Below are 13,108 nucleotides of genomic sequence, written 5' to 3' on the forward strand. Positions count from 1 at the left end.
CGAGTCTCGCGCTACAACTGCAAATTTATCTGTGCGCCGCTTTTACCAGCAGCTTGACGTCTACTGCGCCTCCCAAGGCACCAGCCACTGCCGGGAGGAGCGGATCAACTGCTCGGTCAACAAGCCGAGCAACTGCCCGCCATTGCGCCAATGATGCCAGTACAGCGGCACATCGATCGGTTTATCTGCCAGCAATTCCACCAGCACGCCTCGCTCCAGCTGTTCGCGCACTTGCAGCTCCGGCACGAGCCCCCAGCCCAGCCCGACTTCAGCAAGACGAATGAAACCTTCGGACGAGGGGCACAGATGGTGCTCGAAACCGCCCTCCACGCCCACGGACGCAAGGTAGCGGTGCTGCAGGAAGTCATCCGGGCCAAACACCAATGCCGGCGTATGGGCCAGTTGATCGGCCCGTACCCCGTCGGGGAAATGCCGGGCAATGAACGCCGGGCTGGCCAGCGCCCGGTAGCGCATCGCTCCCAGCAACACGCTGCGGGCGCCCGCCACCGGACGTTCGCTGGCGCAGACACACGCCGCCACTTCACCGGCGCGCATGCGCTTGAGGCCAACGGTCTGGTCCTCCACCACCAGGTCGAGCAACAGGTGATGCTCGGCGCAGAAATCGCCCACGGCTGCCGCCCACCAGGTTGCCAGGCTGTCGGCGTTCAAGGCGATGCGCAAACGTTCCGGCAGACCCTCTTCATCCAGGGCCGGCACCAGGCTTTGCAGGTCGCGCTCAAGCAGACGCACCTGTTGCACGTGATTGAGCAGCCGTCGGCCGATCTCCGTGGGTGCCGGCGGCGTGGCACGTACCAGCACGGGCTGGCCGATGCGCGCTTCCAACAGTTTGATCCGTTGGGAAATGGCCGATTGCGATAAACCCAACACCTGGGCCGCGCGTTCGAAACCGGCCTGCTCGACCACGGCAGCCAGGGCAGAAAGCAATTTGTAGTCGAACATCAGTTTTCCTAATGAGCAATCAGCAGGATTGGTTTTTCTTATACAACCCTTCCCCGGAGAATGGCCAGCATTCGTACACAAACCGGGGATCAAACCTATGTGGCAAAGTTATATGAACGGCCTGCTGGTAGCCCTTGGGCTGATCATGGCCATCGGCGCCCAGAACGCATTTGTGCTGGCCCAGAGCCTGCGCCGCGAACATCATCTGCCCGTGGCGGCGCTGTGCGTCACATTCGATGCGCTGCTGGTCGCCGCCGGGGTTTTCGGCTTGGCGACATTGCTGGCCCAGAGTCCGTTGCTGCTGTCGATAGCCCGCTGGGGCGGTGCGGCTTTCCTGCTCTGGTACGGCAGCCTGGCACTGCGCCGGGCCGGCTCGAAGCAAAGCCTGCAACAGGGGGGAAACCAGGCCGTGCGCTCGCTGCGGGCGGTGCTGCTCAGCGCCCTGGCGGTGACGCTGCTCAACCCCCACGTCTACCTCGACACCGTGCTGCTGATCGGCTCCCTCGGTGCCCAGCAGAGCGTGCCCGGCGCCTATGTCGTGGGCGCGGCCAGTGCCTCGCTGCTGTGGTTCTTCACCCTGGCCTTCGGCGCTGCGTGGCTGGCACCCTGGCTCGCTCGCCCAAGCACCTGGCGGATCCTCGACCTGCTCGTGGCGACGATGATGTTTACCGTGGCGGTGCAATTGATCGTGAACGGCTGATTATTCCAAACCGCTCTGGAACCTCTATTCCACACAGTTGTTGCGTGGTTATGCCGCACCCCCGGTGCTATGATCCGACTCCTGCGCCGCAAAGAGTACAAACTCCCCGGCGCTAGTCTGGCCGCCCGTGATCGGCCTTGCGCTCACCGCAACTGACCTGATTAGGAGAATCACCATGGCTTTCGAATTGCCGCCGCTGCCCTATCCACACGATGCACTGCAGCCGCACATCTCCAAAGAGACTCTGGAATACCACCACGACAAGCACCACAACACCTATGTCGTGAACCTGAACAACCTGGTGCCTGGCACCGAGTTCGAAGGCAAGACCCTGGAAGAAATCGTCAAGACTTCCTCGGGCGGTATCTTCAACAACGCCGCTCAGGTCTGGAACCACACCTTCTACTGGAACTGCCTGGCGCCAAACGCCGGCGGTCAACCAACCGGCGCGCTGGCTGAAGCCATCAACAAGGCCTTCGGTTCGTTCGACAAGTTCAAGGAAGAATTCAGCAAGACGTCCATCGGCACCTTCGGTTCCGGCTGGGGCTGGCTGGTGAAAAAGGCTGACGGTTCCCTGGCCCTGGCCAGCACCATCGGCGCCGGCAACCCGCTGACCAGCGGCGACACCCCGCTGCTGACCTGCGACGTGTGGGAACACGCCTACTACATCGACTACCGCAACGTTCGTCCGAAATACGTCGAAGCGTTCTGGAACCTGGTCAACTGGAAATTCGTCGCCGAGCAGTTCGAAGGCAAAGCCTTCACCGCCTAAGCGTCGATGCCAGACAAGAAAACCCGGCGTCGTGCCGGGTTTTTTTTGCCGGGCAAAAATGACCGCAGGCAAAATACCTCGGGTCTGGAACCCAAGAAAAAATCCCTGGAGGCCTCAAGTTGCGGCCCCTTCCAACCGACACAATGGTCGTAGAGCAATCACTCTGGAAAAAACGTACATCGGTGAGGTTTCAAGCGAAAACCCTTGTGTTTGATTGTCCCTTTGACTGACATCACAGGATTGCCAATACTCATGGCAACTTGACGCTACCCGCACGGAACAAGGAACCACTCTTTGAAGCTGGAACTCAAGAACAGCTTGTCTGTGAAGTTGCTCCGGGTCGTGCTCCTCTCGGCATTGATCGTTGGCATGGTCTTGAGCTGCGCCCAGATCGTGTACGATGCCTACAAAACCAACCAGGCCGTCGCCAGTGACGCCCAGCGGATCCTCGACATGTTCCGTGATCCTTCGACCCAGGCCGTCTACAGCCTGGACCGGGAGATGGGCATGCAAGTGATCGAGGGCCTGTTCCAGGACGAAGCCGTACGCATGGCTTCCATCGGCCATCCACGCGAAACCATGCTCGCCGAAAAAACCCGGCCCTTGCAGCACTCCGAAAGCCGCTGGCTGACCGACCTGATCCTGGGCAAGGAGCGCACCTTTACCACGCAACTGGTGGGACGCGGCCCCTATAGCGAATATTACGGCGACCTGAGCATTACCCTCGACACCGCCACCTACGGCGAAGGCTTCATCGTCAACTCGGTGATCATTTTCATTTCCGGGATGCTGCGAGCCCTGGCCATGGGCCTGGTGCTGTACCTGGTCTATCACTGGCTGCTGACCAAACCATTGTCGCGGATCATCCAGCACCTGACCGAAATCAACCCCGATCGCCCCAGCGCGCACAAAATCCCGCAGTTGCGCGGTCACGAACAAAACGAGCTGGGCCTGTGGATCAATACGGCCAACCAACTGCTCGAATCCATCGAGCGCAACACGCACCTACGCCACGAAGCGGAAAACAGCCTGCTGCGCATGGCCCAGTACGACTTCCTCACCGGCCTGCCCAACCGCCAGCAGCTGCAACAGCAACTGGACAAGATCCTGGTGGACGCCGGGCGCCTGCAACGCCGGGTGGCGGTGCTGTGTGTGGGGCTGGATGACTTCAAGGGCATCAACGAACAGTTCAGCTATCAGACCGGCGACCAGTTGCTGCTGGCCCTGGCCGACCGACTGCGGGCCCACAGCGGCCGGCTCGGCGCACTGGCGCGGCTGGGGGGCGACCAGTTCGCCCTGGTCCAGGCCGACATCGAACAGCCTTACGAGGCCGCCGAACTGGCCCAGAGCATCCTCGATGACCTGGAAGCGCCGTTCGCCATCGACGATCAACAAATCCGCCTGCGGGCCACCATCGGCATCACCCTCTTCCCCGAAGACGGCGACAGCACCGAGAAACTGTTGCAGAAAGCCGAGCAGACCATGACCCTGGCCAAGAGCCGCTCGCGCAATCGCTACCAGTTCTACATCGCCAGCGTCGACAGCGAGATGCGCCGCCGTCGCGAACTGGAGAAAGACTTGCGCGAGGCCCTGGCCCGCGAGCAGTTCACCCTGGTGTACCAGCCGCAGATCAGCTACCGCGACCTGCGGGTGGTGGGCACCGAAGCCCTGATCCGCTGGCACCATCCCGAGCACGGCCTGGTGCCGCCGGATCTGTTCATTCCCCTGGCCGAGCAGAACGGCACCATTATCGCCATCGGTGAATGGGTGCTGGACCAGGCTTGCAGGCAATTGCGCGAATGGCACGACCAGGGCTTCCTCGACCTGCGCATGGCGGTCAACCTGTCGACGGTGCAACTGCACCACGCCGAACTGCCGCGGGTGGTGAACAATCTCCTGCAAATGTACCGGCTGCCGCCGCGCAGCCTGGAACTGGAAGTTACCGAGACCGGCCTGATGGAAGACATCACCACCGCTGCCCAGCATTTGCTGAGCCTGCGCCGCTCCGGGGCGCTGATTGCCATCGATGACTTCGGGACCGGCTATTCGTCCCTGAGCTACCTCAAGAGCCTGCCGCTGGACAAGATCAAGATCGACAAGAGCTTCGTCCAGGACCTGCTCGACGACGAGGACGATGCAACCATCGTCCGGGCCATCATCCAGTTGGGCAAGAGCCTGGGGATGCAGGTCATTGCCGAAGGCGTCGAGACGGTCGAACAGGAAGCCTACATCATCGCCGAGGGCTGCCACGAAGGTCAGGGGTATTACTACAGCAAACCGCTGCCGGCACGGGAATTGGGCCTTTACCTGAAGCAGGCCGAGCGCAGCAAGGTTTCCATCATCTGATTTCTCCCCCCGGCGCCAAGCCTTTGTAGGAGCTGGCGAAGCTGCGATCTTCGGTTTGTTCGCCTGGGATTCAAGCGTCAGTGAAAAGATCGCAGCCTCGCTTCGCTCGGCAGCTCCTACAGACGCTATCGAAGGCGGCAATCTCCCATCATTAAATAAGAAATATTTACACCTGCAACCCTTTACACATAATGCAAATCTTTCGCATTATGTCGCAGTTTCGCGCACCTCGCGCCTGTCCCATCCATCATCGAAGCAGGATTTGCCATGATTCGTATGCCCCTGGCTACTGCCAGTCTGCTGGCTATCGCTATTTCCCTCGCCGGTTGCGGCGAAGGCAAAGACAAGGCCGCCGCGCCGCAAGCGCCAACGCCTGCCGCCAGCACCGCGGCACCGGTCGCCCCTGCTGCCGCCGGCAAAATCGACGAAGCTGCCGCCAAGGCCGTTGTCGCGCACTATGCCGACATCGTCTATGCCGTCTACAGCGATGCCGAATCCACGGCAAAAACCCTGCAAACCGCCGTCGACGCGTTCCTGGCCAAGCCGAACGCCGAGACCCTGAAGGCCGCCCGGACTGCCTGGGTCGCCGCACGCGTGCCTTACCTGCAAAGCGAAGTGTTCCGCTTCGGCAACACCATCATCGACGACTGGGAAGGCCAGGTGAACGCCTGGCCCCTGGACGAGGGCCTGATCGACTACGTCGACAAATCCTACGAGCACGCCTTGGGTAACCCGGGCGCCACCGCCAACATCATCGCCAACACCGAAGTCCAGGTCGGCGAAGACAAGGTCGATGTGAAGGACATCACCCCGGAAAAACTCGCCAGCCTCAATGAGCTGGGCGGTTCCGAGGCCAACGTCGCCACCGGCTACCACGCCATCGAATTTCTGCTGTGGGGCCAGGACCTCAACGGCACCGGCCCTGGCGCGGGTAACCGCCCGGCGTCGGACTACCTGCAAGGCGCTGGCGCCACCGGCGGTCACAACGACCGTCGTCGGGCCTACCTCAAGTCCGTGACCCAATTGCTGGTCAACGACCTCGAAGAGATGGTCGGCAACTGGAAGCCGAACGTGTCTGACAACTACCGCGCCACCCTGGAAGCCGAGCCCGCCGAAAGCGGCCTGCGCAAGATGCTGTTCGGCATGGGCAGCCTTTCCCTGGGGGAACTGGCGGGCGAACGCATGAAAGTGTCCCTGGAAGCCAACTCGCCAGAAGACGAGCAGGATTGCTTCAGCGACAACACCCATAACTCGCATTTCTACGATGCCAAGGGTGTACGTAACGTGTACCTGGGCGAATACACCCGCGTCGACGGCACCAAGATGACCGGCGCGAGCCTGTCGTCCCTGGTCGCCAAGGCCGATCCGGCCGCGGACACCGCGCTCAAGGCCGACCTAGCCGACACCGAGGCCAAGATCCAGGTCATGGTCGATCACGCCAACAAAGGTGAGCACTACGACCAACTGATCGCCGCCGGCAACACCGCGGGCAACCAGATCGTGCGCGACGCCATCGCCGCACTGGTCAAGCAGACCGGTTCGATCGAACAGGCTGCGGGCAAACTGGGCATCAGCGACCTGAACCCGGACAACGCTGATCACGAGTTCTGATCAACGCCGGCTGGCTGACGGTTAACGCAGCCAGCCAAGCCACAAACCTGTGGGAGCGATCCTGCTCGCGATTGGGGGCTATCAGTCGACATTCATGTTGGCCGGTCTACCGCCATCGCGAGCAAGCTCGCTCCCACAGGAATTTCGTTGCTTGTGATTCATCATTGCAACCCCGCAAGCCGCCCTTCGATAAACCGCCGTTCCGGCAATTGCTGCGTCAACTCAAGCGCGCGTCGATACGCCGACCTCGCCTCGTCCAAGCGTCCCAGTTGACGACAGAACTCCGCCTGCGCCGAGTAGGCCAGGTGATAGTCGAGTAATTCCCCACGCCCCAGGATCGCCTCGACCAGGCGCAAGCCGGCTTCCGGTCCATCGCGCTTGGCCAGGGCAGCGGCGCGGTTGAGTTCGATCACCGGCGATGGCACGGCGCGCAGCAGCACATCATAAAGCCCGACGATCTGCGGCCAGTCGGTCTCCTGCGCCGTCGGCGCTTCGGCATGCACCGCCGCAATCGCCGCTTGCAGGCAGTACGGCCCGAACCGGCGAGTTTTCAGCGCGGCTTCCACCAACGCACAGCCCTCGGCGATCAGCTCGGCATCCCATAAGGATCGCGCCTGTTCATCCAACAGGATCAGCTCACCGGTCGATGAAGTTCGCGCCGGACGCCGGGATTCGTGCAGCAGCATCAACGCCAGCAACCCCATGACCTCAGCCTCGGGCAGCAACTCCATCAGCAGGCGCCCGAGGCGGATGGCTTCGCGCGTCAGGTCTTCGCGGGTCAGCTCGGCGCCCATCGAGGCCGAATAACCTTCGTTGAACACCAGGTAGATCACCCGCAGCACGCTGTCCAGCCGTTCCGGCAGTTCCGCGCGGGACGGCACCTGGTAGGGGATCCTGGCATCGCGGATCTTCGCCTTGGCCCGTACGATGCGCTGGGCAATGGCCGCCGGGGCGGCGAGGAAAGCCCGGGCGATTTGCTCGGTGGTCAGGTCGCAGACTTCCCGCAGCGTCAGGGGCACCTGCGCGTCCGCCGCCAGGGCCGGGTGGCAACAGGTGAAAATCAGCCGCAGGCGATCGTCTTCCACGTCTTCGTCACTCCACTGGCCCTGCTCCAGCTCTTCGAGCTGGGCGATCAACATCGGCCGGGACGCGGCGAAACGCGCGCGCCGGCGCAAACTGTCGATGGCTTTGAAACGCCCGGCAGACACCAGCCAGGCCCGCGGGTTGTCCGGCACCCCGTCGCGCTGCCAGCGCTCGACCGCAATGAAGAAGGCCTCGTGCAAGGCTTCTTCGGCGAGATCGAAATCCCCCAGCAGGCGAATCAACGTCGCCAGGATCCGCCGCGAGTCTTGCCGATAAACCTGCTCGACCCGCGCCTTGACCGCTTCGACCGACATCAGTCGGGCATGCCTTGGGTGACCAATGTTTCAAGCCGGTCCAGGCTCTGGCCCCAGCCCTCATGGAAGCCCATGGCTTCGTGCGCCTGGCGATCCTCCTCGCTCCAGTGCAGCGCACGGGCGGTGTAACGGGTTTTGCCGTCCACCTCCTCGAGCAGTACCTCAGCGGTCATGAAGGCTTTGCCGGAGGGAATCCAACCGGGCACGAACGCGTCAGTGAACACCAGGCGCTGCGGGGCGAGGATTTCCAGGAACACGCCCATGGTCGGGTATTCACTGCCGTCGGGCGCGCGCATCAGGGTGCGAAACTGACCGCCGACCCACAGGTCCATTTCGCACTCCGGCGTGGTCATGCCATGGGGGCCCCACCATTGGACCAGCAAGGCGGGCTCGGTCCAGGCGCGGAAAATCTTCTGACGCGGAGCGTCGATCATTCGGCTGATGGATAACGCGTAAGGGGCAGCTGCAAGGTTCATGAATGAAGTCCTGTTTGTATTTGTTGTTCAGGGGTTCAGTTGGCGTACCGGTCGCACTTCGACGCAGCCGACCCGGGCCGCCGGGATATTGCCGGCGACCTGGATGGCTTCGTTGAGGTCCTTGGCATCGATCAGGTAGAAGCCCGCCAGTTGCTCCTTGGTTTCGGCGAACGGGCCGTCGGTGATCGACAGCTTGCCGCCGCGCATGCGCACCGTGGTAGCGGTCTGCACCGACTCCAGGGCCTCGGCGGCCAGCATCCGCCCACTGCCCTGGATCGATTCGGCATAGGCCATGCACTCGGCGTCCTCCGGGCTGTCGGGCGAGTTGTGCAGCGTGTGTTCGTTGCTATACACCAAGCATAGGTACTTCATGGAAGGCTCCGTGATCGGACTGATCAACTATGGACGGCAGAATGAGGCTCAGCAAAAAAACCGACGATCAGGGTTGCAGGTCGAACAGCGTCGTACCGGCCATCGGGTCGAACGGCGCGGACCAATGTTCATGGACGATCCGCCATTGCCCGGCTACACGCCGGTAGCAGGCCGTCACGCGCATCCAGCAGGCTTGTTCCTCGCCTTTGTCGTTGGTGCCGCCGCAATAGGCCAGCCAGTGGGCGAAGGCGATGTTCTCGGCCGGGGTAATCTTGACCTGATGGAAGTCGAACTTGTGCGGGCCGGGGCACATTTCCATGCAGGCTTGCCAATGGGCCCGGTAAGCGGTCTTGCCCTTGAATTGCAAGGCCTGGATGGCATCGAACGAGACGATGTCTTCGTCATAGAGCGCCATGACCTTTTCGACGTCCTTGGCCATGACCGCTTGGCGATAGGTGTCGATCAGGGCCTGGATTTCGGTTTCAGTGGCTTGGGTATTCATGGTGATTCTCCGCGGTTTTTTGTTGAAGACACCCTTTGTCGTTTGGAGAAACAGCGAATCGACAACCCAACAAAAATAATTCAAAGAAAAAATTCGCTAGAATCCAGGTCCTATTCTGCTGGTAAACAACGGATGTTTTTGTGACCGCTCAGCTCGTACCCTACGAAGACCTGACCCCGCTGCAACGCGAACAGGTCAGCGCCATCGAAATCCACCCCGAACAGATCAAGTTCGCCGGCGATATCCACGGCGCCCTGCACACGCTGCTGTCCAAGCCCGGCCCCGGGGTCAAAGGGTTTGCGCTATTGGCTGAAGAGGTGCCGGTGGCCTTCCTGCTGCTCAAGCGCCCGCCGGTACTGCCCGCCTGGGCCAATGAACACAGCGCCACCCTGCATGCCCTGCAAGTCGATCACCGGGCCCAGGGCAAAGGTTATGGCAAGGCCTGCCTGCAGGCGCTGCCCGCCGTGGCGCGAGCCGCCTGGCCGGAAATCCGCGGGCTGGAGCTCTCGGTTGACGCCGATAACGACTCGGCCATCGGCCTGTACACCCGGCTGGGCTGGGTCGACAGTGGCGAGGCCTACAAGGGCCGCATCGGTTACGAGCGGCGAATGGGGTTGGCGTTTTGATGGACCTTGACCCATAGACTCAGGATGAATGGATGATGTTGACGTCGATTGAACAGCTGGAAGCGCTTTATGGCCTGCCCCACGAACGGGCAGTGCGCAAACAGATCCCCTTCCTGAACGAGGATTACCAGGCGATGGTCCGGGCCTCGCCGCTGGTGGTCATCGGTTCGGCAGGGCCCGACGGCCTTGATAGCTCGCCGCGGGGCGATGTGCCGGGTTTCGTGCAGGTCCTCGACGAGTGCACCCTGGCCTTGCCGGATCGTCCCGGCAACAACCGCATCGACACCCTGCGCAACGTCCTGCACGATCCGCGGGTATCGCTGCTGTTCCTCATTCCCGGGATTGGCGAGACCTTGCGGGTCAACGGTACGGCCCGGATCAGCGCCGAACCCGCGCTGCTGGAGCGCTTTGCAGTCAACGGCAAGCCGGCTCGCACGGTGCTGCTGGTGACGGTCGAAGCGGCGTTTTTCCATTGCGCCAAAGCCATCGTGCGCTCAGACCTGTGGAATCCGGCTCGCCATCTCGAACGCTCGGCCCTGCCCAGCGCCGGGGCGATCCACAAGCGCTTGAATGATGGGCAGTTCGATGCCGAGACTTATGACCGTGAAGCACCTGCGCGGGTGCAGGCCAGCCTGTACTGAAGCAGCGACGATCAACTTGGCTTGAGCGGGATCCAGATCTCCAGGGTGCCTTCGCCGGTCCTGGGGTTGAAGTCCTCGCTGTAGCGCTCGAACTCCGGCAATTGCGCCGCCGTGTGACCGGAACGCGGCAGCCACTCCTTCCAGATGTATTGGAACGTGTCCGGCAGTTGTTTCAACGACCCCTTATGTTCGAAGACGGCGTAATACCCCGGCTGGATTTCGATCCAGCGGTATTGTTCCGGCAGATCGTCGAGCCGGCTGATTTCCACGCCAGCGATGTATTCGAACCCATCCTTCCCGTCCGGGTTGCAACACACGCCGTAGGTCACTTCATCTTTCTGCCCTGGCACCTTGCCGAGCCAGGGCAGGAACTTTTCCCAGAGCAAAGGAATATCTTGGGCAGTGTCCTGGGTAAACCGAGCACCAAAGCCGGCAATAAGCTGAAAACGTCCCTGTTCAAAGCGTGGTTCGGCTATGTAATCGCGTTTGGGCTTTTCCATGCGGCAACACTCCAGCAAACGTGAAGTCGGGCTTGGCAGTATAGAAGCCAAACCGTGATTGCCAGGGCCGTTTCGCTTGTCAGATTCCAGGCAAGGCGCTGGTGACGGCTTTTCCGATAAACTCGTTGTAGCCAGAAACAATCACGTACACCGCGAAATAGCAGAAGATCGCGGCGGATGCCCAATAGGAGTAACGCAGCAGTTTATCCCCCAACAATTTGCCGCCCTGGGTCGCCGCCAGGCACAGGGCCGCGCACCACAACAACCCGGCACAGAGAAAACCACTGAGGAACAGCGCCGAGCTGAGCAAGGTGCCACCACCCGAACGCGCGATCAGTGTGCCGCCCACCGCAGCGAACCAGAGGATGGCACTGGGCGATGACATGGCCAGGAAAATCCCGCGAAAGAACTCCTGGCGCGGGGAGTTGCCCTGCACCTCCCCAGCCTCGGCCAGCACGGCGCTGTGATAGATCGCCGAATGGATCATCTTCGCCGCGAAATACAGCAACAGCACCGAGCCACCCAGCCACAGCACCCAGCGCACCGCTTCGTATTGCAGCAGGACAGTCATGCCCGCCAGGGCCAGGACGGCGTAGACCAGGTCGCCCACGCAGGTGCCCAGGCCCAGGGCGAAACCCTGGAAGTAACCGCGCTGCATCGCCAGGGTGATCATCGCGATATTGGCCACGCCTATGTCCAGGCACAGGGAGAGACTCAGCAGGAAACCGCTGGAAAATTCCATCATTCATTCCGTTCGATTGGGCTACAGCGAATTCAACTGCCCGCAGCCGGCGTTGATGGCTGCGTGGCGAGGTCGACAGTGTCGTCGAAAATAGTTGTGCGCGGCTACTGGACAATCCGACATCCGCCCGATTATCTTGCGCCGCAGGCCACCGCAGTGGCCAACGTCGCTCGGACGGTTCCGGGCGCTCACGTATCTCGAGGCAACAATGGCCGAACAAGGTTCGCCGCGCCGCTTTGCGCGTATCGATCGACTCCCCCCGTACGTATTCAATATCACTGCCGAGCTGAAGATGGCTGCGCGTCGGCGCGGCGAAGATATCATCGACTTGAGCATGGGTAACCCCGACGGCGCCACGCCCCCGCACATTGTGGAAAAGCTGGTCACCGTCGCCCAGCGGGAAGACACCCACGGCTATTCCACCTCCAAAGGCATCCCGCGCCTGCGCCGCGCCATTTCGCGCTGGTACAAGGACCGCTATGAGGTGGACATCGACCCGGAAACCGAAGCCATCGTCACCATCGGTTCCAAGGAAGGCCTGGCCCACCTGATGCTGGCAACCCTGGACCAGGGCGACACGGTGCTGGTGCCCAACCCCAGCTATCCGATCCACATCTACGGCGCGGTGATCGCCGGCGCCCAGGTGCGTTCGGTACCGCTGGTGCCAGGGGTGGATTTCTTCGCTGAACTGGAGCGGGCCATTCGCGGCTCGATTCCCAAGCCGAAGATGATGATCCTCGGCTTCCCCTCCAACCCCACCGCCCAGTGCGTGGAGCTGGATTTCTTCGAACGGGTCATCGCCCTGGCCAAGCAGTACGACGTCCTGGTGATCCACGACCTGGCCTACGCCGACATCGTCTACGACGGCTGGAAAGCCCCGTCGATCATGCAGGTGCCTGGCGCGAAAGACATCGCGGTGGAGTTCTTCACCCTGTCCAAGAGCTACAACATGGCCGGCTGGCGCATCGGTTTCATGGTGGGCAACCCGGAACTGGTCAACGCCCTGGCGCGGATCAAGAGCTACCACGACTACGGCACCTTCACCCCGCTGCAAGTGGCCGCCATCGCCGCCCTGGAAGGCGACCAGCAATGCGTGCGCGACATCGCCGAGCAGTACCGCCAGCGCCGCAACGTACTGGTCAAGGGCCTGCATGAACTGGGCTGGATGGTGGAAAACCCCAAGGCGTCGATGTACGTCTGGGCCAAGATTCCCGAAGCCTATGCCCATCTGGGCTCACTGGAATTTGCCAAGAAGCTGTTGGCCGAAGCCAAGGTCTGCGTCTCGCCGGGGGTGGGGTTCGGGGAATATGGGGATGATCACGTGCGCTTCGCGCTGATCGAAAACCAGGACCGGATTCGCCAGGCCGTGCGCGGGATACGTGGGATGTTCCGGGCGGATGGGTTGATAAACAAACCTGGCGCCTGACGCAAAAACAACGGTGGGAGTTTGCTCCCACCCTGGA

14 protein-coding genes are annotated in these 13,108 nt (G+C 61.8%); 7 read left to right on the plus strand and 7 right to left on the minus strand.

All coding sequences use genetic code 11. The features are described 5' to 3' along the window. Positions 1–60: 60 nt before the first annotated feature. On the minus strand, positions 61–960 hold the full coding sequence (locus AB4O09_RS23970) for a LysR family transcriptional regulator ArgP (RefSeq protein ID WP_003198619.1): 900 nt from the start codon (positions 958–960) through the stop codon (positions 61–63). Positions 961–1,057: 97 nt separating this feature from the next. Here AB4O09_RS23970 and AB4O09_RS23975 point away from each other — a divergent pair, with 97 nt between their 5' ends. From AB4O09_RS23975 to AB4O09_RS23990, 4 genes are all read left to right on the plus strand, one after another. Continuing rightward, a complete protein-coding gene (locus tag AB4O09_RS23975) occupies positions 1,058–1,660 on the plus strand; it encodes a LysE/ArgO family amino acid transporter (protein ID WP_460053050.1) in 603 nt (200 codons plus the stop codon). A 175-nt stretch (positions 1,661–1,835) separates the two neighbouring features. Continuing rightward, a complete protein-coding gene (locus AB4O09_RS23980; RefSeq protein ID WP_003198616.1) occupies positions 1,836–2,432 on the plus strand; it encodes a superoxide dismutase in 597 nt (198 codons plus the stop codon). Positions 2,433–2,726: 294 nt separating this feature from the next. Continuing rightward, positions 2,727–4,778, plus strand: a complete 2,052-nt coding sequence (locus AB4O09_RS23985; RefSeq protein ID WP_038855942.1) for a putative bifunctional diguanylate cyclase/phosphodiesterase — start codon at positions 2,727–2,729, stop codon at positions 4,776–4,778. A 267-nt stretch (positions 4,779–5,045) separates the two neighbouring features. Then, the gene (locus AB4O09_RS23990) at positions 5,046–6,389 is read left to right on the plus strand and encodes an imelysin family protein (RefSeq protein WP_003198612.1); all 1,344 of its coding nucleotides are present in this window, start codon (positions 5,046–5,048) and stop codon (positions 6,387–6,389) included. Between the two features lie 161 nt (positions 6,390–6,550). Here the strand turns inward: AB4O09_RS23990 and AB4O09_RS23995 are convergent, their stop codons facing one another. The 4 genes from AB4O09_RS23995 to AB4O09_RS24010 form a co-directional block, all read right to left on the minus strand. Beyond that, positions 6,551–7,786 carry an RNA polymerase sigma factor gene (locus AB4O09_RS23995; RefSeq protein WP_003198610.1) on the minus strand — a complete coding sequence of 412 codons (1,236 nt, stop codon included), beginning with the start codon at positions 7,784–7,786 and terminating at the stop codon, positions 6,551–6,553. Further along, positions 7,786–8,262, minus strand: coding sequence for an SRPBCC family protein (locus AB4O09_RS24000; RefSeq protein WP_013692446.1), 477 nt, complete (start codon positions 8,260–8,262; stop codon positions 7,786–7,788). The genes AB4O09_RS23995 and AB4O09_RS24000 overlap by 1 nt, the downstream gene beginning before the upstream one ends. A gap of 27 nt (positions 8,263–8,289) precedes the next feature. Beyond that, positions 8,290–8,634, minus strand: coding sequence for a YciI family protein (locus tag AB4O09_RS24005; RefSeq protein ID WP_003198606.1), 345 nt, complete (start codon positions 8,632–8,634; stop codon positions 8,290–8,292). 67 nt (positions 8,635–8,701) lie between these two features. Beyond that, complete coding sequence (locus tag AB4O09_RS24010; RefSeq protein ID WP_003198604.1) at positions 8,702–9,136, minus strand: YybH family protein; 435 nt, start codon at positions 9,134–9,136, stop codon at positions 8,702–8,704. 140 nt (positions 9,137–9,276) lie between these two features. Between AB4O09_RS24010 and AB4O09_RS24015 the strand changes: the two genes are divergently transcribed. Together AB4O09_RS24015 and AB4O09_RS24020 are read left to right on the plus strand one after the other, a co-directional pair. Then, complete coding sequence (locus AB4O09_RS24015) at positions 9,277–9,762, plus strand: GNAT family N-acetyltransferase (RefSeq protein ID WP_003198602.1); 486 nt, start codon at positions 9,277–9,279, stop codon at positions 9,760–9,762. 35 nt (positions 9,763–9,797) lie between these two features. Continuing rightward, positions 9,798–10,403, plus strand: a complete 606-nt coding sequence (locus AB4O09_RS24020) for a pyridoxamine 5'-phosphate oxidase family protein (RefSeq protein ID WP_027912031.1) — start codon at positions 9,798–9,800, stop codon at positions 10,401–10,403. An 11-nt stretch (positions 10,404–10,414) separates the two neighbouring features. Here AB4O09_RS24020 and AB4O09_RS24025 read toward each other — a convergent pair whose 3' ends face one another. Continuing rightward, positions 10,415–10,903 carry a GyrI-like domain-containing protein gene (locus AB4O09_RS24025; protein ID WP_460107567.1) on the minus strand — a complete coding sequence of 163 codons (489 nt, stop codon included), beginning with the start codon at positions 10,901–10,903 and terminating at the stop codon, positions 10,415–10,417. Between the two features lie 79 nt (positions 10,904–10,982). Further along, positions 10,983–11,645 carry a LysE family translocator gene (locus tag AB4O09_RS24030; RefSeq protein WP_027912032.1) on the minus strand — a complete coding sequence of 221 codons (663 nt, stop codon included), beginning with the start codon at positions 11,643–11,645 and terminating at the stop codon, positions 10,983–10,985. A gap of 208 nt (positions 11,646–11,853) precedes the next feature. Between AB4O09_RS24030 and alaC the strand changes: the two genes are divergently transcribed. After that, positions 11,854–13,071, plus strand: a complete 1,218-nt coding sequence (gene alaC / locus AB4O09_RS24035) for an alanine transaminase (RefSeq protein WP_003198594.1) — start codon at positions 11,854–11,856, stop codon at positions 13,069–13,071. The last annotated feature ends 37 nt before the right edge of the window (positions 13,072–13,108 follow it).

It is taken from the genome of Pseudomonas sp. H1_F01 (assembly GCF_054681425.1).